Consider the following 19581-nt stretch of genomic DNA (forward strand, 5'->3'; position numbering starts at 1 on the left):
CCGGCACGGCGCCGAGCGGCTGGGCCAGGTGCAGGGTGAGCTGCTTCTTGCCGAGCTTGCGCATCAGCTCGTGCTTGTCTTCGACCAGCACCAACTCGCCCTTGTTGATGACGCCGATGCGGTCGGCCATTTCTTGCGCTTCCTCAATGTAGTGCGTGGTCAGGATGATGGTCACGCCCGACTGCTGCAGGCGCCGCACCAGCTCCCACATGTCGCGGCGCAGGTTCACGTCGACGCCGGCGGTGGGCTCGTCGAGAAAGAGAATGTCCGGCTCGTGCGACAGCGCCTTGGCGATCATCAGCCGGCGCTTCATGCCGCCCGACAGCATCATGATCTTGTTGTGCCGCTTGTCCCACAGCGAGAGGTCCTTGAGCACTTGCTCGACCAGCGCCGGGTTGGGCGGCTTGCCGAACAGGCCACGACTGAAGGTGACCGTGTCCCACACCGATTCAAACGCGTCTGTAGTCAGCTCTTGCGGCACCAGGCCGATCTTGCTGCGCGAGCCGCGGTAGTCGGCCACGGTGTCGTGGCCGTCGACCACCACGGTGCCGGTGGTGGCGGTGACGATGCCGCAGATGATGCTGATCAGGGTGGTCTTGCCGGCGCCGTTGGGGCCGAGCAGGGCCAGGATCTCACCGCGCCGGATGCCCAGGTCAATGCCCTTGAGCGCCTGAAAGCCGCCGGCGTAGGTCTTGGAGAGCTGCGAAACGGTGATGATGGTGGGCTGCATGGGCGCGACGATACGCGATGTGCCTCAGCCTTGTCATGCCGTGGGGCTTGGCGCCGAGCCCGGGTCTGCCGCGTGGAGCCAGAGCGCGAATTCGCTGCCGCGGTCGTCGCTGCGCACCACGAGCTGGCCGCCCATGGCCTCGACGAGGCGCTTGCTGATGACCAGGCCGATGCCGGTGCCGGGCGTGGTCGAATTTTCGCGGCCCAGCCGGTTGAAGGGCTCGAACAGATGCTGCTGCTGATCGGGTGTCAGCCCCGGGCCGTCGTCGCGCACGCGCAGCCAGATCACCGGGTGATCGGCTTCGATGCGCAGCACCACGGTGCCCCCGGCGCGGTTGTATTTGATGGCGTTGCTCAGCAGGTTGAGCAGCACCTGCTTGAGGCGCACCGCGTCGCTCCGCACGGTCAGCGGGCCCGGCGGCAAGTCGGCCTCGACGCGAACGCCGGCCTGGGCGGCGAGGTTGCCGACCATGTCGAGACAGTCGCGCGTCACGGCCAATGCGTCCACATCGGCATGGCTCATGCGCAGGGTGCCGGCTTCGATGCGCGAGATGTCGAGCACGTCGTTGATCATGTCGAGCAGGTGCCGGCCGGACGACTCGATGTTCTCGACCATGGCCAGTTGCCGCTCGTCGAGCGTCTGGGGCGTTTGCATGCGCAGCAGCTGCGCAAAGCCGAGCACGGCGTTGAGCGGGGTGCGCAGCTCGTGGCTCATGCGCGAGAGAAATTCGGTTTTCGAGCGGTTGGCCGCCTCGGCCACGGTGCGGGCGGTTTGCGCCTGGTGCAGCGCCTCGCGCTCGGCCTCGCGCTGGCTCAGGCGCTCGCAGAGCTGGTCGAAGCCTTGTTCGAGCGCGGCGAATTCCCAGCTGGCCAAGTCGTTGTCAGGCGAGGGGCGCGGCGCGGGCAGCCCGTGCGACGGCTCTTGACTCATGCGGTTCATGCGATCGAGCAGGCGCTCGGCGGGCAGGGCGGCCTGCTTGAGCGCCAGGCGCCAGGCCACCCACAACGCCAAGGCCATCAGGGCCAGATCGGCGAGCAGCAAGACAACCAGCGAATGCCGCAGACCGGCCGTGAGATCGCGGCGCGGAATGCCGATGGCGAAGGTCCAGTCCGACACGCTGGAGCGGCTGAAAACCATGTAGACGGGCACGCCGTCCGGCGTGGTGGTTTCGATCTGCCCTTCGCTGGCCAGGCGGCTGGCCGCGATCAGATCCGGCGCGGCAGTCTGGCCCACGTAGCGACTGGTGTCGTGGCTGCGCGTGACCAGCGTGCCGTGGCTGTCGAGCACGCTGACGATCCAGTCGGGCGGCAGGCGTTGCGCGCGCAGGGCGGCGCTGATTCGCTCCGGCGCGATGAAGGCGCCCAGGCTGTAGATGGGGTGCCCGTCGCGCACCACCGGCACTCCGATGGCCACGATGGGCCGCTGGGTGAGCGGGGCCAGGAACAGGTCGCTGACGATGGGTGCGCCGGTTTCGATGACCTGCTGCAACTGAGGCGTGCCGGGTACGCCGGGCAGTGGCGCGCCCATCGGGCGCAGCGTGTTGACGAGTTGGCGCCCGTCGCGGTCGATCAGCACGTAGTTGGTGATGTTCTGCTGGCCGACGACTGCCTGGGCGTGAGCGTGGAAGGTGGCCAGGTCGCCGGTGTCGAGGGCGCTGGACGTGGCCAGCACGCGCAGGCCGGACATGACGCCAGCCAGATCGCGGTCGATGCCCGCGCCCGCCGCCCGCGCGACGGCCACGGCATCGCTGAGCGCGTGCTCTTTGCGCTGCTCGTAGGCCGCGATCACGAAGTAGGCCGACACCAGCGCGCCGGGCAGCACGCAGGCGGCCACCAGCAAGGCCATGCTGTGGCGCAGGTGCCAGCGGCCCGATTGGCTGCGGTCGTGTTGACGATAGCCCGGCGAGGGCGCGCTCAGGCTGGCAAGTTTGTGCATGGCGGCGTCGTGTGGTTGATTACGGCGAACCTCGCTTCAGCCAGCCTAGCCGGTTTATCCCTGCCTCGCAAATCGGGGGGAGCGAGCGGGAGGCGTCTTGTCCAAAATGGCGTGCGCCGTGCTTGTGCTCGTGTTGTCATCACCGGAGGCCAGACCATGTCACCCGATCTGAACGTGGACGCCGCGCTCGACGCGTATCGCCTGCCGCTGTTGCCGGCCCCGCCTCGCGTGCTGCAGGCGGTGGCGGACGGCGTGGCGCCCGGCGAGGTGCGCGCCGCCCAGGACGAGGCCGTGGGCTGGCTGGCCGCCGAGCGACCCTGCCCCGCCCGCGCGGTGCGCGCCCCCGATGGCCGGGTGCGGGTGACGTGCTGCACCGATCTGCCGGGAGTCACGCCGGCCATGATCGACTGGTGGTTCGGCTGGCATCTGCCGTCGTCCGCGCGCTACCGGCTGTGGCACCCGGCGGCGCACGTCAAGGCGGTGGTGCGCGATGATCGCTCGGCGCGCGCGCAGGGGCGCGAGCGCTACATCGGCAACGAGTCGTACGTGGACGAATACATCGGCCGCTCGCTCAGGCGGCTCACCATTGCCTTCGTCGAGCCGGCGGCGTTCGGCTTCGATGCCCGCGCGAGCGATGCCGTCACGATCTGCGCCAACACGTCCGATCGCCTGCTGGGTGGCCAGGGCGGCAGCCTCGTGCATCACGTGGTGGGCACGCCGGGCGGCGCGCAGATGCGCAGCGGCTTCTGGCTGGGCGAGATCCGCCATCGAGTCCCGTTGATCGACCAGGGCTTGGGTGGCCTGCTCAACACGCGAGCCATGCGCCGCCTGATCGTGCCGGACCGCATGGCGCTCGATCTGCTGCAGCACTGCGGCGAAGAGATGAACCACCTCGCCCGCTTCTTGCCCAGCCTGTACGGCGCGGTGCGAGGCCCGGCGTCGCCCTAATCGGCCGGGCGCGAGCGCGCGGCGCGGTGCAGCGTCACGCGCGGCTCGCTGCCTTCGAGGGCGCGGGCGCGCAGCTGGCCGCAGCCGCCGTCCACGTCCTGCCCGGCCGAATGGCGCAGCTTGGTCAGGATGCCACGCTGATGCAGCGCGCGCGCCATCGCGGCGGCGCGCTCCCAGCTCGGGCGCTGGTAGGGCAGATCGGGCACGGTGTTGTACGGGATGAGGTTCATCAGCGCGTACTTGCCGCCGAGCAGGCGCACGATGCCGTCGATCTCGTCGGGGCCGTCGTTCACGCCCTCGATCAGCGTCCACTGGTACTGGATGGGGTAGCCCGTGGCGCGGGCATAGCGTTCGCCCAGCTCGACCAGCTCTTCGGGGCGCATGCGCGGCGCGCGCGGCAACAGCTCGGCGCGCAACTCGGCCCGGCTGGTGTGCAGCGACAAGGCCAGCGCGGGGCGCACCGCGCCGGGTGGCGCGTTGAGCAGGCGCTCGAAGGCGCGCGGGTCGCCCACGGTCGAGAACACCAGATTCTTGTGGCCGATATCGCCCACCGTGCCGAGCAGCTCGATGGCGTCCATCACGTTGTCGAGGTTGTGCGAAGGCTCGCCCATGCCCATGAACACCACCTTCTTCACCGCCCGCCGCGTGCGCGCCAAAGCCACCTGGGCCACGATCTCGGCGCTGCCCACCTGGCGCAGCAGGCCGCTCTGCCCGGTCATGCAGAACACGCAGCCCACCGCGCAACCCACCTGGGTGGACACGCACAAACCGTCGCGCGGCAGCAGCACGCTCTCAATGGTCTGCCCATCGCGCAGCGCCACCAGCAGGCGCGCCGAGCCGTCTTCGCCGGGGTGCTCGGACTGCAAGGTGGCCAGCCCGCCGAGCTCGGCGGTCAAGGCGGGCAGGGCCTCGCGCAGGGCCTGCGGCAAGAAGTCGGCAATCGGACGGCGCCCGCTGTCTTGCGGCAGGGCTTGCGACCACAGGCGCAGCACGCGCTGTTCGTGGCCGGGCTTGGCGCCCAGCGCTCGCAAGTGTTGGCGAATGTCGTCAATACGCATGAAATATCCAGCGGAAATCGGCCCAGCGAGCTGGCGCGAAATGAACCCATGAGCCCGTGAGTGACGCTGCAGGTTCCATCGTGACGCGTCGTGCCCCGAAAGTGAGGCCGGCAGTTTAGGGATGTCTCGGTGAGTTCGTGAAATGAGGGTATCTGCTGTCAGGTGATATACGAATCACATGAGCGAGGCGCGTACCTAGACTGGCCCCCGCCCGACGACCGGGGGTGCATCTCCTGGCGCGCGGCAACCATGTCGATCGAAGACCACAATCTGGAGGGTACAAGCATGAAATGGATTCAACGCGCCACCGCCGGAGCCGCCCTGGCGATGCTCGCCGGCGCCTCGTTTGCAGGCGTGAGCTGCCAGCCCGTCGCGGCGGGTGAAGTATTCGTCAGCCCCATCACCAACCCGGGCAAGATCTCGCCCACCGATGGCACCTGCTGGGTCAACAACCTCAAGATCTCGATGGCTGATGGCGTCAAGCTGACGGCCAACGTCTTCCTGCCCAAGATCACCAGCCCGGATCAGAAGTTCCCGACCATCATCATGACCAACAGCTGGGTCTGCCCGGACTGGGAATACATCGGTCAGGCGCAGCGGCTGGCGCGCGACGGCTACATCGTCCTCGAATACGCCTCGCGCGGCTGGTGGGGCTCCGAAGGCCAGATCCGCGTGGCGGCGCCCGAAGACATTCAAGACGTGAGCACCCTCTTTGATTGGATGGCCGCCAACGTGCCGATGGACACCGCCAACGTGGCCACCAGCGGTATCTCTTATGGCGCCGGCATTTCGCTGCTGGCCGCCGAGCGCGACCCCCGCATCAAGACGGTGGCGGCGTTCTCGGGCTGGGCCAACCTTGAAGACGAGCTCTACCCGCAAGACACGCCCAACAAGTCGAACGTCAACCTGCTGGTGGGCGTGGCGCCGCTGGGCGGGCGCTTGTCCGACGAGGTGACCAACCTGTCGAACGAACTGCTCAACCCGGACACCTCGCAGCAGCGCGCCGAAGACATCAAGGCCTGGGCGCGCGTGCGCTCGCCGCTGCAAGAGGTGGGCAAGTTCAACCAGCGCAACACGCCGGTGTTCTTGAGCAAGAACTACTCCGACGAGATGTTCACGCCCAACTCCAGCCTGCAGCTCTTCATGGCCGTGCAAGGGCCCAAGAAGCTCGTGCTCAACCGCGGCTGGCATGCCACGGCCGAGGCGCTGGGCGCGCTGGCCGGCGTCAACAACTACCCGTATGACCAGGCCCATCGCTGGTTCGACTACTGGCTCAAGGGCAAGGACAACGGCATCATGAGCGAGCCGCAGGTGGACATGGCGGTTGAAAACACCTTCACCCGCGAGACCCTGCCGACCTGGCCCGCCGCCGCCGTGCGCAGCCAGACGCTGTACGTGGCGCCGCGCGGCGACGTGCGCTTCGACCTGGGCTGCTTCTGCCTCAAGGGCAGCACCGGCGCGCTGCAAACGTCGCGCGACACCAGCAGCTACACCGACTCGATCAGCAGCCACACCGACACCGTGGCCACGACCGGCGTGCCGGTGGTGAGCGACGTGCTCGCGGGCGTGCTGGGGCTCGACCCCATGGCCTTCGTGCCCTTCGTGAACCGTGCCAACGGCGTGGTGTACAACGGCGCGGCGCTGAGCAGCACGTTCAAGCTGCGCGGCATGGTCAAGCTGCAGCTCAACCTCAAGCCCAGCGGCAGCCAGGCTCAGGTGTTGGCCTATCTGTACGACGTGGACGCGCTGGGCATGGGCACGCTCATCACCCACGGTGCGCGCTCGCTGCATTGGGCCACGCCGGGTCAGACGGTGAGCTTGCCGGTCGATCTGCACTTTGCCTCGTACAACGTGCCCAAGGGCCACCACCTCGCGTTGGTGCTCGACACGCAAGACCCGCACTACGGCGCAGCCAGCAACAGCGACTTCACCGACCAGTTCATGTTCAGCTACAGCCAGGTCTCGACCCTGACCGTGCCTTACATCAACTGACCCGCGGTTGCGGCGGCTTCGGGGCCGATCAAGCGGTGGCGTCGTCGTCTGACGGCCGCTTGATCGGCAGCGTGATGCGGAAGGTCGTGCCCTTGCCCACCTCGCTCTCGACCTCGATCGAGCCGTGATGCTTCTGGATGATCCCGTAGGACAGCGACAGCCCGAGCCCCGTGCCCTTGCCGACCGGCTTGGTCGTGAAAAAGGGGTCGAAGATCTTCTGCCGGATGTCCTCGGGGATGCCGCTGCCGGTGTCGGCAACCTCGATCCACACGTTTTCGCCCGCGGTGCCGGTACGCACGGTGATCTTGCCGCGTTGCTCGCCCATCGCGTGCGCCGCGTTGACGGCCAGGTTCATCACCACCTGGTTGATCTGCGACGGCATGCACTCGACCTCGGGCAAGACGCCGAATTCCTTGATGACGTCGGCCTTGTACTTGATCTCGTTGTTCACGATGTTGAGCGTCGAGTCGATGCCCTTGTGCAGATCGACGACCTGCCACTCCGTGGCGCTATCGACGTGCGAGAAGTCCTTGAGGTCTTGCACGATCTTCTTCACGCGCCGGATGCCTTCTTTCGATTCGCGCATCAGCGTCGGCACGTCCTCGGTCAGGAATTCGATGTCGTACTCCTGCTTGAGCTTGCCAAGCCGCGCGCGGGTCGCATCCGGCAGGTCTTTTTCGGCCTCGGCGTAGGCGCCGAGCATCGAGAACACTTGGCGGAGGTAGGTTTCGAGCGAGCCGATGTTGGAATGCACGTAACCGATCGGGTTGTTGATCTCGTGCGCGACGCCGGCGGCGAGCAGGCCGATCGAGGCGAGCTTCTCTGACTGCACCAGTTGCTCCTGCGCATTCTGCAGCTTGCCGTTGAGCTCGGTCACCTCGGCATAACGCTGGAGCAATTCGGCCTCGGCCGCTTGCTGGCGCAAGATGTCCTCGGCCATGCGCAGGTTGGCCTGGGCCAGTTCGGCGGTGCGCGTGGCGATGGTGGCCTCGAGGTCTTTCTGGTGCTCGCGCAGCGCGTCTTCGGCGCGGTGGCGATCGGTGGTGTTCAGCAGGCACTCGACCGCGCCGATCATGCGCCCTTGCGGGTCTCGAAGCGGCGCGGCTCGAAAGTGGAGCCACACGCCGCCATCGCCGAGCTGCGGGAAGAAAGACTCCGCCTCGTAGGCAAACGGGATGATCGGGCTGCGCCGAAATATGCCGGGGTAGAACTCTTCGACGTTCTCGTCGAGCGCGCCGCTCACGATCAGGTCGGCCATCACCGGCCGCTCGCTCGTGTAGAACGCCGCCCATTGCCGCTTGGTGCCGATGATGTCTCGCGCCGCGACGCCGGTCACGATCGCGCAGGCGTGATTCCAGTGGGTGACGCGGTGGTCGGCGTCGATCACGAAGGTGGCCACCGGGTTGCTGTCCATGATCTGCTCGATCAGCGACCCCGCTCGCCCGTCTTGCTGCGGCGCGGCTGCCTCGCCGTTGCCCATGGCCTGCAGCAGGATCGACATGGCCGGGTCCTTGTTCGCCTGCATTTCGGCGTCGAAGGCCTCGGCCGGCGTCATGCCGGCTTCGATCATGCGGATCTGGCGCGCCATGGCGTGGTCGACGCCAAGAATGTGCAGGTTCAGCCAGCGCTTCAAGAACTGCACCACCTCGATCGGCGGCTTGCGGGCTTGCCGAACCTGGTTGACGTAATCGACGAACCCCTGATGCGCCCGTGCGTGCGTGCTCGCGTGGCGCTCGTCGATGCCGGCCTGCGCCATGATCGCTTCTTCGCGCATGAAGTGCCCGCCCGCGTAGGCGCAGAGGCCGCGCACGGCTTCGTCGATCCGCGTGGCCTCGTCGGGCGCGTCGATGGCGTCGCTGAACGCGTTGATGAGCTGGATCAGGCCGCGGTGATCCTCGTCAACCAGCGGGTGCCCCGTGGCCAGGTGCTCGCCCCACAGCATGGGCGGCGTACGCGTGTCGTTCATGTGCTTCTCCCCTCATTGCAAGTTCGCGCCATCGGCCTGCCTGAGCGGCAGCGTCACGCGAAAGCAGGTGCCGCGGCCGATCTCGCTGCGCACGTCGATGCTGCCGTGGTGCTTCTTCACGATCCCGTAAGACAGCGACAAGCCCAGCCCCGTGCCCTTGCCGACGGGCTTGGTCGTGAAGAACGGATCGAAGATGCGCGTGAGGTTCTCGGCGGCGATGCCCGCGCCCGTGTCCTCGACCTCGATCCAGGCCTCCTGCTCGGAGCTTCCGGTGCGGATCGTGATGCGGCCGCGCTCGTCGCCGCGCATGGCGTGGCTGGCGTTGACCAGCAAGTTCATGACCACCTGATTGATCTCGGACGGCAAGCATTGAACCAAGGGGATCGGCCCGTATTCCTTGACCACGTCGGCCTTGTACTTGATCTCGTTGTTGACGACGTTGAGCGTCGATTCGATGCCCTCGCGCAGATCCGCCATCTGCCATTCGTGCTGGGCGTCCACGCGCGAGAAGTTCTTCAGGTCCTGCACGATCTTTCGCACGCGGTTGATGCCGTCCAGGGTTTCCTTCATCAAGGCCGGAATGTCGTCCTTCAGGTAGTCGATCTCGATCTCGCCGCGCAATCGCTCGAGGTCAGCGCGCGCCGCGGGGTCGGTCAGCGCCGGCTCCGATTGCCGGTAGCGCTCGATCAGCGCGAACAGATCGCGCAGGTAGCGATCGAGCGTCCCGATGTTCGACATCACGAACCCAACCGGGTTGTTGATCTCGTGCGCGACGCCAGCGGCCAGCAGGCCGATCGACGCCAGCTTCTCGGACTGCACCAGCTGCTCGTGAGCCTGGGTGAGCTCCTGGTTCAGCGCGGTCAGCTCGGCGTTGTGGCGCAGCAGCTCCTGCTCGGATCGCTTGTGCTCGCTGACGTCGCGCAGCAAGACGACGATGCCGTCGAACGTGGGCACGAAGTGGGCGTCGACCCACTCGGCGTGCAGGCGGGGGTCGTGGTTGCGCCACTCGCGCGTCAAGGGGGCGCCGCTGTCGGCGGCCTCGGCGAGGGTGGCGCGCAGGGACGTGTCCTGCCAGTCGGGCGCCACCTCGCTCAGCCGCTTGTTGACGAGCGCCTCGCGGCCGGCTCCGCTCAGCTCGCACGCTCGCGGATTCACGTCGGTCACCAGGTAGTCTTGCACGGCGCCGCGCGCATCGACGATCTGGTTCAAGATGACGATGGCGTCCGCGCTGGCCTGCGACGCCGCGTGGTACGTGGCCTGGGCCCGCCGAGTCCGCGTCTGGCTGCGGGCCATCCACCACAGCAGCCCGCCCAGCGCCAGCAGCGTGGCCGACATCACCGCGGCCTGCAGCAGGCGCACCCGGCGCGAGGCCTGGAACGCCATCATCTGCTCGTCCGCCGACAACCCGACCAAGGTGACGAACGGGTAGCGGGCCAGCCGCTCGGTCACGGTGTAGCGCTGCACGTCGTCCCAGGGGTGCAAGAGCGCGTCGCCGCTGCTCTGGTTTTCGGGGATTCGGCGTTGCGCGGCGGCGCGGGCGGGGGCGCTCCACGAAAGCTGGTCGCCCGACTGGGTGACGATCAAGTGCCCGCGCGCGTCGGCCAGGCCCAGCACGCCGCGCTCGCCCATGCGGCCACGGTCATACCAGCTGGTGAAGTAGTCCGGCCCGACGATCAGGCTCACGACGCCGCGAAAGCGCCCGTCCGCGTGCGTCAGTCGCCGGGCGAACACCATGCGTCCGGTCTCGTCGGGCACCACGTCGGCGTAAAGCGGATCGACATGCGGCTTGCCGCGTGACAGCGCCTTGAAGTACTCGAAGCTCGCCACTTGCCGCGGCGGCCCGGCCTGGTTGCTCGCGACCACCTTGCCCGTTTCGTCGGTGATGTCGATCGAGAACAGCATCGACGACGGTATGAGCACCTCGTCTTGCAGCTCGCGCAACGCGTCGCGCGGCGCCTGGTGCTGGCTGGCGAAGCGCAGCATGCCCAGGGTCAGATCGATCTGGTCGAGCGCCCGCACCATCAGCGCGCTGTAGGCGCCCGACAGCCCGCGCGTGGCGTTGCGCGCGTCCCGCTCGGCGGCTGCGCGCTCGGTGGCGATGATGTGCACGGTAACGAACCACACGACCGCCAGGAGCGTGCCGATCAGCAAGACAACCCAGTTCTCGCTGGCCCCATGAAGCCAGCGACGCGCCAGGGTGTGCCGCGAAGGGGTAGTGGCCGAAGAGGTGGACATGCAACGAGCCGGGGCGCCTCGGCCGTGTCAGCCGTGGCGGTCTGGTTGACCTTGCACGGGCAGATGGATGCTGAAGCGGCTGCCGACGCCGACCTCGCTGTGCACCTCGATGCGGCCGCCGTGCTTGTGGACGATGCCGTAGGCCAGCGACAGCCCCAGCCCCGTGCCCACGCCGACGGGCTTGGTGGTGAAGAACGGATCGAAGATGCGCGTGAGCAGTTGTGGCTCCATGCCGCATCCGTTGTCTGAAATCTCGACGAGAACCCGATCGGGCTCGATCTGGCGGGTACGCACCGTGATGACTCCCTTGCGCTGGTTTTTCATCGCCGCGATGGCGTGCGACGCGTTGACGAACATGTTGAGAAAGACCTGGTTGAGCTGTGACGGCAGGCACTCGATTTCAGGAATGGGGTCGTAGTCGCGCACCACCTCGGCAACATACTTGATCTCGTTGTTGACGATGTTGAGCGTGCTGTCCAGGCCCTGCCGCAAGTCCGACCAGGTCCACTGCGCTTCATCGACATGCGAGAAGTCCTTCAGGTCTTGCACGATCTGGCGGACGCGGCGTATGCCGTCAGTCGATTCATCCAGCAGGGTGACGATGTCTTCGCGCAGGTAGTCGAGCTCCAGATCCGCGCCCAGCGCCTGCAGGCGCTGCCGGGTCGCCGCGGGCAGTTGAACAGCCTCGCCGGCGTGGGCGTCCAGGGCGCGAAGCAGGTCCGAGACGTAGCGGCGCAGCGTGCCGAGATTCGAGTTGACGAAGCCGATCGGGTTGTTGATCTCGTGCGCCACACCGGCGGCCAGTTGCCCGATGGACGCCATCTTCTCGGACTGCAGCAACTGGTTGTGCGCTTCCTCGAGCTTCTTGATCAGCGCCTGCTGCTCGGACTTCTCGCGGATCAGCGCCTGCTCGGCTTGCTGGCGCTCTCCGAGCTCGACGCTCAATTGCGCGTTGCGCTGGTTCAACTCGCGCGACATCAGCTCGAGCGCGCGCTCGATCGATTCGCGGTCGTCATCGGCATCGCGATAGGCCGCGTCCACCGCCTCGATGAACGCCGCCAGCTGCTGCGCCGAGACCACGCCGTCGCCGCCAGGCGCCGAACCGAGATGGCGCCTGATCTGTCGCTCCAGCAGCTTGTGGTGGCTCATGGCGGGGGCGGGCTTCAAGCCTCGACGAAGGTGGTGACGGTCATGGTCTGGTTGTGCAGCTCGCAACGGCCCAGCGTGCCTTGCGGGCAGATCTCGCCGTACGAGTAAAAGCCCGTCAGGATCGGTGCCGGGCCGAGCACCGCGCGCACGCTCTCGACTTCTTCTTCCACGCGCTGGCGCAACACCAGCTTGCGGCCGACGCAGCTGACCAGCAGCGCGAGCTGGGGCTGGAAGCTCCCCAGGCGTTGCAGCCCCACTTGCGCGGCGCCGGCCGCGCCGTCGATGAGGCGGTCGAAGTTGGCCTTCATCAGGCGCGCATGAGCGCCTTGCGGCATGTCGCCGGCGAAGGTCATGCTCTTGTTCGATTCGTCCACGCTCAGCACGGTTCGCACGAGGTCCGATTGCCCCTGTCCGCAGTCCACCGCCAGCGGAAAGAGCAAGGCGCTTGCCGGCAGGTTCGCCGCGTGCTCGCCCAGATACTGCTTGTAGAGATCGAGGGCCGAGCAGCCGTCCAGCTCGTACAGCACGTTGCCTTGCGAGCGAGTGATGACGCGCGCCGGGCCGAAGCTGTCCCACCCGCCGACCGAGCCATAGCCCACCTGCAGGCGCTCGCCGTACAGCCCCACGGCCGCCACGCCCTGGTCGATGACGTCGTCGTCCAGCCGCAGGCAGGTGTGCTCGAAGCGGGCTCCGTCGCCCGCCAGGCCCCCGGTGACCGCGACTGCGGGGGGCAGGCTCTCGCGCAGCCCGGCGGCCAGCGCCGTGCCGTTGATCGTCAGGCCGTCGGACAAGACCAGAACGTGGCGCAGGTCTGGCGCCGCCAGGTCGCGAGCCAGGCGCGCGCCGGCTGCATGACTGTCCGGGGCGCCCTGGACCCGGGTGTGAGCCTTGCGCACGCGGGTGTGCTCGAAGCGCACCGCCACGGCGACCAGGCTGTCGTCCAGCACGTGCTCGCCGCAAATTTCACCGGCGGTCGAGCAGCCGATCAGCGCGGCTTGCGGAAAGCGCGCGCGCAGCGGCGAAACGAGCGCGGCGTCGCGCAGGCGCGCGCCGCCGCCGAACAGCAGCACCAGCTGCGCGTCTGGCCCGACCACGGCGCCCAGCTGGTGCACGTCGCGCCAGCCTGAGCTGGTCGTCCACAGTGATTGACCGATTTGCATGCGAGGCTCCCAAAGAGGGCTGATGGCCGGGGCCGTGATGCGCTCAAGAGCGCGGCGGCGGGGTGTCGGGGTCCAGCAGGCCATCGGGCATCAGGATCTCGCCGTTCGGGCCCCACTCGACGTGCGTGATGCCGGGCTCCTGCTCTTCGAGGCGGCGCTTTTCGTTCTCGATCGGGTTCAGCGTGCCGCGTTGAACGCGCATGGCATCGGCCAGTTGCCGTTCGTCGCGGGCGTGGCTGGAGCGATCCAGCGCGGCGCGCATCTGCTCGGCCAGCTCGTCCTCGGCCCAGGGCTTGGCCAGGTAGCGGAACACTTCGACTTCGTTGACGGCGCGCTGAATGATCTGAAAGTCCGACGAGGCGCTGAGAATCATGCGAACCGCGTGGGGCTGCAGGGCGCGCGCCTGACGCAGAAAGTCGATGCCCGTCATCTGGGGCATGCGGTAGTCGCTCAGCAGCACGTCGAACGAGGTGTCGGCCAGGCGCTGAAGCGCCAGGCGTGGGTCGTTGAAGGTTTCGATGACGGCTTCGGTGGCGAAGCGCATGCGCAGCACGCGCTTGAGCGCCGACAGCACCGAGGGCTCGTCGTCTACCAGGAGGATGCGTTTCATGGGGCGGTTCCTTCAGGAACGGGGGGGCTGCGCGGGGGCGGGCTTGATGGACAGCATCAGGCTGCGCGCCAGCCGCTTTTCAAGTGTGCGGATGCGTGCGATCAGATCGGCCGTCAGGACGTGTTCGGCGGCCAGCAGCAACACCCCTTCGTCCGACAGAAAGTCCTTGGCCAGAACCATGCCCGGGCGCAGTTCGTCGGATCTGAGCACCAGAGGCTTCTCGGGGGGGGCGGGCGCCTTCGGGAACAGCTCGAGAAACGCGTCGAGCACGGCGGGGTCGAACTGGGTTCCTCGCCCGCGCACGATCACCGTTCGGGCCTGGTCGGGGGTCAAGCCAGACGCGCCGAGGTGGCCGCTTTGCAAGTCGTCGTAGGTCTCGGCCAGCGCCAGGATGCGCGCGCCCAGCGGAATCAGCGGCCCGGCCAGCCCATCCGGAAAGCCTTGGCCGTCGAACCGTTCGTGGTGCAGGCGAATCAGGGCCGCCACTTCCTGCATGTCGTCCAGCGCCATCAAGGTCTGCTCGCCCTGGATCGGGTGCAGGCGGTAGCGGTGCAGCTCGTCGGGCGTCATGCGCGGCACGGGCTTGGCCAGGATGACGTCGCTCAGGCCGATCTGCCCGATGTCGTGCAGCAGCCCCGCGATGAAGACGTCGCGGGACTCGGCCTCCGGCAGTTGCAGCTGTTGCGCCATGCGCCGCGCCAGATCGGCCACGCGACGCGCATGCCCGACCAGCGATCCGCCTCGCTGCTCGATCAGGCTGGAGAAGGCCTTGATCGAGGTGAGGTAGTTCTTCTTCATCTTGTCGTGGGCGACCGTCAATTCGGCGGTGCGCTCCTCGACCTTGCTTTCCAGGCTGGCGTTGAGTGCCTTGAGTTCGTCGTTCTGCCGCTGCGTGAGCGCCTCCAGGCGCCGCTTGTCTTCCTCGAGCGCGCGCCGCTCGAAGATGTCGCGCACGATCAGGAGGATCTCGTCGTCGTTCCAGGGCTTGGTGAGATAGCGATGAATCTGCCCGCGGTTGATGGCCGCGATGGTGGACTCGACGTCCGCGTAGCCCGTCAGCAGCAGCCGCGTCACGCTCGGCCAGCGCAGCTTGACCTGCTCGAGCAGCTGGGCGCCGTCCATGTACGGCATACGCATGTCCGAGATGATCAGGTCGACCTTTTCTTTCTCGAGCAGCTCCAGGGCCGCGGCGCCGCCTTCCGCCGTGAGCACCCGCCAGCCGCCGGATCGGAAGAGCCTTCTGAGCGCCGAGAGGATGCTGGGTTCGTCGTCCACGCACAGCAGCGTCCAGCTCGGCGCGGGGGGCGTCGAAGCCGTGCCGTCGGCGCCGGTGGTCGGCGTGGGCGCTGGTGGCGAGAGGGGTTGCACGTTGGCTTCCAAGGCGGGCTCCTTGCTCAACTCAGGAGCGTTCTGCAGAGTTCCTGAAGTTGCGTCTCGACGCCATCGAAGATGTCGCGGCAGGCCGGTTCGGTGAGGCGCAGCGCCGACCAGGCGTGCAGGCTCAGCGGCGGAACCAACTCGTCGGGAGCATGGTTCAGATCCAGCGCGTGGACGATGTTGTCGGCCACGTGCACCAGCCCGGCCATGGTGGGTTCAGGACTGTCGGGCGGTTCGTGGTGGCTGGCGACCGCATCGGCGATTTGCGGCGTGAAGCGCCAATGCTCGGCAATCTGCCGGCCGATGGCGCAGTGGTCGGTGCCGAGAACGGCTCGCTCGGATTCGAGCAACGGGCCGTCCAGGTCGTCGCGATGCTTCAGCACCTGGGCAAATTGCTTGCCCGCGCAAACAATCAGGGCCAGGCGGCCGATGTCGTGGATCAATCCGATGGTGAAGGCCACTTCGCCGTTCAGGTCGGCGTGTCGTGCCAGCGCCTTGGCGCACAGCGCCGTGCCCATCGAGTGGCGCCAGAAGTCGTTGAAGGCGAACCCCGGGCACTGGTCTTGCCTGAAGGCGCTGGTGACCGACGCGGCCAGCACGACGGATCGCACCGTCCGCATGCCCAGCACCGAGACGGCATCGTGGATGGCCTCCACCTGACGCGGCATGCCGTAGAACGACGAATTCGCCAGCCGCAGCGTCTTGGCGGCCAGCGCCTGATCGCGCGCCAGTTTGTCGGCGAACTCGTCGATGCTCAGGTCGTCGCGATCCATGGCCACGATCAAGTCGGTGACGACCTGCGGCAGCGCCGGCAGCTCCTTGACGCAGGACGCGCAGATATCAGATGCCGCTGCCATGCTCTTGCTCCTGCACGCCGCCGCGGTGGCGCAGAACGATGTACATCAACGGGTTGAGTTGCTGTTGGCGCAAGCTGAATCGAAACAGGTGCTCGATGCGCGCGCGCGTGGTCCGTGCCGTGCCGTGGCCGCTCGGATCGGCCTCGGGATGAGCGGCGTGCTCGGTGGACGGGTCGTGGCTCATGGCAGCGGGTTCCTTCATCCAGGGCGGCCGTGCGATGAGGTGTCGGCGCCGGGCGCCGGCAGCAAGGTCAGCAAGCGGCCGCGCGTGCTGCCTTGATCGGTGATCTCTCGGGTCACCAGAACAAAAGCGTTGTGGCCCAGGAGCACGGTTTGCCCGTCTTCGCCGAGCATGGGGGGCGGCAAGGCTTCGCAGGCCGGCTCGCCGATCAGGGCGGGGCGCGATCCGTCGTCGCGCATCAGGGCCGTTTCGGCCGCCTCGTTGGCGAAGACGATCAGGCCCTCCGTGTCGAGCCCGATCACCGGAACGGGCAGGCGGTCGAGCAGCGCGCCGGCCAGGGTGAGTCGGTTCTCGCTGCGGTTGATCTGTTCGCGCTGGCTGTCGAGCACGCTGCGCAGCCGCCGGTTGACGTCGGCCAGCTCCCGGTTGGCGACTTCGACCTTCTGGCCCAGGCGGCGGTTCTCGTCGGCCATGAGCTTGCGCTGGAAAGCCTCGCTGATCTGCTCGCGCAGCTGCTCGTCGTCCCAGGGCTTGGTCAGGAACTTGTAGATGGCGCCTTCGTTGATGGCGTCCGTGATGGACTGCAGCTCGGTGTAGCCCGACAGAACGATGCGTATGGTGTCGGGGTAGAGCTCCTTGGCGCGACGCAAAAACTCCACCCCCGTCATGCCCGGCATGCGCTGGTCGGAGATGACCACGTCGATGGTGTGCTCCGCCATGCGCTGCAGGCCCTCGGCGCCGCTGTTGGCGGTGACGATCTGGTAGCCGTCGCGGCGCAGCAGGCGTCGCAGCGAGGCGACGATGCTTTCTTCGTCATCCACCAGCAGCAAGGTGCGCGGTATCTGGCGATCGCGAATCAGGTTCGGGGGCAAGCATCGCCCGTCGCGCAGCATGCTGGCCAGGTCGTCCGCCGCCACCGCGGGGCTGAAGTAATAGCCTTGGATCTGATCGCATTGGTGTTCGAGCAACAGCGCCAATTGACCTTCTGTCTCGACCCCTTCGGCCAGCACCTGCAAGTTCAGGCCGTGCGCCATGCTGATGATCGCTCGCGTCATCGAGACGCTTTCGGGGGCGGCCATCACGTCGTTGATGAACGAGCGATCGACCTTGACCACGTCGATCGGCAATCGGCGCAGGTAGCTCAGGCTCGAATAGCCCGTGCCAAAGTCGTCCAGCGAGATTTCCAGGCCGAAAGCCTTGAGCTGCGTCAGCGCGCGCGAGACATGCTCCAGGTCGCGCATGAACATGCTTTCGGTTATTTCGAGGCCGAGCAGGTGCGGGTCGACGCCGGTTTCGATCAGCACGCGCTCGATGCGGCGAACCGCGTCGGGCATTTGCAACAGATGGCCAGACAGATTGATCGTGGTGCGCGGCAAGTGCAAGCCCGCCGATTGCCAGGATCGCGCCTGCAGGCAGGCGGTGCGCAAGACGCATTCGTCGATCAGCTCGATCAAGCCGTTGCGCTCGGCCAGGCCGATGAACTCGGCCGGCGGAATCAGCCCACGCTCGGCGCTGCGCCAGCGAACCAGGGCTTCGGCGCCGACGATCCGCCCCGAGCTGAGACTCAGCTGAGGCTGGTAGTGCAAGACGAGCTCGTTGGCCTCGATGGCGTGCCGCAGCCGATCGACCGCGACCAGTTCGTCGCGCGGCGCGCTTTGCAACTGCTCATGATCCGTGGTGCACAAGACTTTGTCCTCCGTGCCAGTCCGCCCGTGATGTGATGTCGGCAGAATCGTCAGAGTGAATCACCCCGCCAAGACATGAGAATCGGTAGTAATACCGGTTGGCGAGATTTGCCGCCAATCGGCGCGGTTCGGTTCAAAATAAAAACTGACGATCGGCAAGCGAGGACGATTGATGAGTGACAAATTGACCAAGCTGTCCTGGCTTGAAGAGCTCTACGCACTCAGCCAGACGGCCGCATCGGCCACTGTGCTCGAAGAGGCGTTGACAGTCATGCTGCGACACATCGCCGATGGCTTTTCGGCCGGCAGCGGCACGCTGGCCTTGATTCGGGCCGACGACCAGGGGCTCGAAATCGCGGCCGGAACGGACCTGCCGCGCGAGGCCATCGGCCAGCACATTGCGCTGGGGCAGGGCGTGTTGGGGCGCGTGGCCCAGGGCGGCGAGCCCGTGCTCATCAACGGCGCGCTGGACGCGTCTCAAACGTCCAGGCCGTCGGGGCCGCTGAAACGGAAGGTGCCGAGTTCGTCCATGTGCTGGCCGCTGTCCATCAAGGGGCGGATCATGGGGGCCTTCTCGATGAATCGATTCGACGATTCGGCGCCGTTTGAGTCGCGCGATCTGCAGCGCGGCTCCATCATGGCCAACATGGTCGCGCTGGTCATCGAGAACCTGCGCATGCACCGCGAGCAACAGCAGCGCATCGCGCACCTCAGTGAGCTCAACCAGCGCCTGGCAGATGTCAACAGGCAACTGGCCGACACGCAAACCCAGTTGCTGCAGCAAGAAAAAATGGCCTCCATCGGCCAGTTGGCGGCGGGCGTGGCGCATGAAATCAACAACCCGATCGGGTTCGCGTCGTCAAACCTGCGCACCCTCTCGAATTACGTCGAGCAGTTGCTGGCCCGCATTCAGGCCGATCACCCCGGCCCCGCGCTGGGCGAGGACTTGCAGTACGTCGCCGACGACGCGCCGGTGCTCATTCGCGAGACCCGCGAAGGCCTGGAGCGCGTCAGACGGATCGTCCAGGACTTGCGCGATTTCTCGCGCGTCGATGCCGGCGAGCAGTGGGAGATGGCCGATTTGAACGCGGCCGTGCGCAGCACCGTCAACGTGTGCTTCGGCAATCACGAGCAGGCTGCCAGCGTGCGACTCGAACTCGGCGAAATTCCGTTGGTTCGGTGTCTGCTTTCGCAGATCAACCAGGTCTTTCACAACATGCTGGTCAACGCTTCGCATGCCATCGCCAATCGACCCGGTGGCGAGCCCGGCGTGATCACCGTCCGATCCGGCGCGGTTGACGCCGGCCACGTCTTCGTCGACATCGCGGACAACGGTTGCGGCATGGAGCCCGATGTGCTGAAACGGATCTTCGAGCCCTTCTTCACCACCAGGCCGGTTGGGCAGGGGACCGGTCTGGGCTTGTCGCTGGCCTACGGCATCGTGCAAAAGCACGGTGGTCACATCGAGGTCGACAGCATCGTCGGCCGGGGCTCGACCTTCAGGGTCGTGCTGCCGATCCGCCCGGATTCCGCGGCGGAAGCGTCCGGCCCAACGCATGTGTAGCGTCAGCGGGGGAGCTGCTAACGCCGCAGATGCCGCGCGTAGCTGTCGTCCAGTTCGTTGAAGATCGGGCTGTCTGGTTCGCCTGGCCCTGGGATGTGCGGCACATAAGGCCCGGTGCCGCTGTGGCTCGATTC

At 67.0% G+C, this 19581-nt stretch carries 15 protein-coding genes; 3 read left to right on the top strand and 12 right to left on the bottom strand.

What is annotated here, in order from left to right:
- Positions 1 to 730: ABC transporter ATP-binding protein (locus ACE3SS_RS11860; RefSeq protein ID WP_374594164.1), on the bottom strand; the 730-nt coding region annotated here is incomplete at its 3' end.
- Between the two features lie 33 nt (positions 731 to 763).
- Positions 764 to 2665, bottom strand: a complete 1902-nt coding sequence (locus ACE3SS_RS11865) for a sensor histidine kinase (RefSeq protein ID WP_374594165.1) — start codon at positions 2663 to 2665, stop codon at positions 764 to 766.
- 156 nt (positions 2666 to 2821) lie between these two features.
- Between ACE3SS_RS11865 and ACE3SS_RS11870 the strand changes: the two genes are divergently transcribed.
- Complete coding sequence (locus ACE3SS_RS11870) at positions 2822 to 3613, top strand: DAPG hydrolase family protein (RefSeq protein WP_374594167.1); 792 nt, start codon at positions 2822 to 2824, stop codon at positions 3611 to 3613.
- Here ACE3SS_RS11870 and ACE3SS_RS11875 read toward each other — a convergent pair.
- Positions 3610 to 4671 (bottom strand): RNA methyltransferase, encoded by a 1062-nt coding sequence (locus ACE3SS_RS11875; RefSeq protein ID WP_374594169.1) that lies wholly within the window; start codon positions 4669 to 4671, stop codon positions 3610 to 3612. The two genes, ACE3SS_RS11870 and ACE3SS_RS11875, sit on opposite strands and share 4 nt — an antisense overlap.
- A 285-nt stretch (positions 4672 to 4956) precedes the next feature.
- Between ACE3SS_RS11875 and ACE3SS_RS11880 the strand changes: the two genes are divergently transcribed.
- Complete coding sequence (locus tag ACE3SS_RS11880) at positions 4957 to 6663, top strand: CocE/NonD family hydrolase (protein WP_374594171.1); 1707 nt, start codon at positions 4957 to 4959, stop codon at positions 6661 to 6663.
- Between the two features lie 28 nt (positions 6664 to 6691).
- Here ACE3SS_RS11880 and ACE3SS_RS11885 read toward each other — a convergent pair whose 3' ends face one another.
- Genes ACE3SS_RS11885 through ACE3SS_RS11925 form a run of 9 tightly spaced genes read right to left on the bottom strand, consistent with a single transcriptional unit; the run spans position 6692 to position 17883 of the window.
- Positions 6692 to 8629 (bottom strand): ATP-binding protein, encoded by a 1938-nt coding sequence (locus ACE3SS_RS11885; protein WP_374594173.1) that lies wholly within the window; start codon positions 8627 to 8629, stop codon positions 6692 to 6694.
- A 12-nt stretch (positions 8630 to 8641) separates the two neighbouring features.
- Positions 8642 to 10864, bottom strand: coding sequence for an ATP-binding protein (locus ACE3SS_RS11890; protein ID WP_374594175.1), 2223 nt, complete (start codon positions 10862 to 10864; stop codon positions 8642 to 8644).
- 27 nt (positions 10865 to 10891) lie between these two features.
- Complete coding sequence (locus ACE3SS_RS11895) at positions 10892 to 12013, bottom strand: ATP-binding protein (RefSeq protein WP_374594177.1); 1122 nt, start codon at positions 12011 to 12013, stop codon at positions 10892 to 10894.
- A gap of 14 nt (positions 12014 to 12027) precedes the next feature.
- Positions 12028 to 13173: an FIST signal transduction protein gene (locus ACE3SS_RS11900; RefSeq protein WP_374594179.1), complete on the bottom strand. Its 1146-nt coding sequence runs from the start codon at positions 13171 to 13173 to the stop codon at positions 12028 to 12030.
- A gap of 43 nt (positions 13174 to 13216) precedes the next feature.
- Positions 13217 to 13783 (bottom strand): response regulator, encoded by a 567-nt coding sequence (locus tag ACE3SS_RS11905; protein ID WP_374594181.1) that lies wholly within the window; start codon positions 13781 to 13783, stop codon positions 13217 to 13219.
- A gap of 12 nt (positions 13784 to 13795) precedes the next feature.
- Positions 13796 to 15163: an HD domain-containing phosphohydrolase gene (locus tag ACE3SS_RS11910; protein WP_374594182.1), complete on the bottom strand. Its 1368-nt coding sequence runs from the start codon at positions 15161 to 15163 to the stop codon at positions 13796 to 13798.
- 14 nt (positions 15164 to 15177) lie between these two features.
- Positions 15178 to 16017 carry an HDOD domain-containing protein gene (locus ACE3SS_RS11915; protein ID WP_374594184.1) on the bottom strand — a complete coding sequence of 280 codons (840 nt, stop codon included), beginning with the start codon at positions 16015 to 16017 and terminating at the stop codon, positions 15178 to 15180.
- Entirely contained in the window at positions 16001 to 16201 is a 201-nt protein-coding gene (locus tag ACE3SS_RS11920; protein WP_374594186.1) for a hypothetical protein, read from the bottom strand. The genes ACE3SS_RS11915 and ACE3SS_RS11920 overlap by 17 nt, the downstream gene beginning before the upstream one ends.
- A 14-nt stretch (positions 16202 to 16215) precedes the next feature.
- Complete coding sequence (locus ACE3SS_RS11925; RefSeq protein ID WP_374594188.1) at positions 16216 to 17883, bottom strand: EAL domain-containing protein; 1668 nt, start codon at positions 17881 to 17883, stop codon at positions 16216 to 16218.
- 172 nt (positions 17884 to 18055) lie between these two features.
- Between ACE3SS_RS11925 and ACE3SS_RS11930 the strand changes: the two genes are divergently transcribed.
- On the top strand, positions 18056 to 19447 hold the full coding sequence (locus ACE3SS_RS11930; RefSeq protein WP_374594190.1) for an ATP-binding protein: 1392 nt from the start codon (positions 18056 to 18058) through the stop codon (positions 19445 to 19447).
- Positions 19448 to 19581 lie beyond the last annotated feature (134 nt).

Origin of the sequence: Aquabacterium sp., from assembly GCF_041915145.1 — a bacterium.
Classification (GTDB): domain Bacteria; phylum Pseudomonadota; class Gammaproteobacteria; order Burkholderiales; family Burkholderiaceae_C; genus Aquabacterium.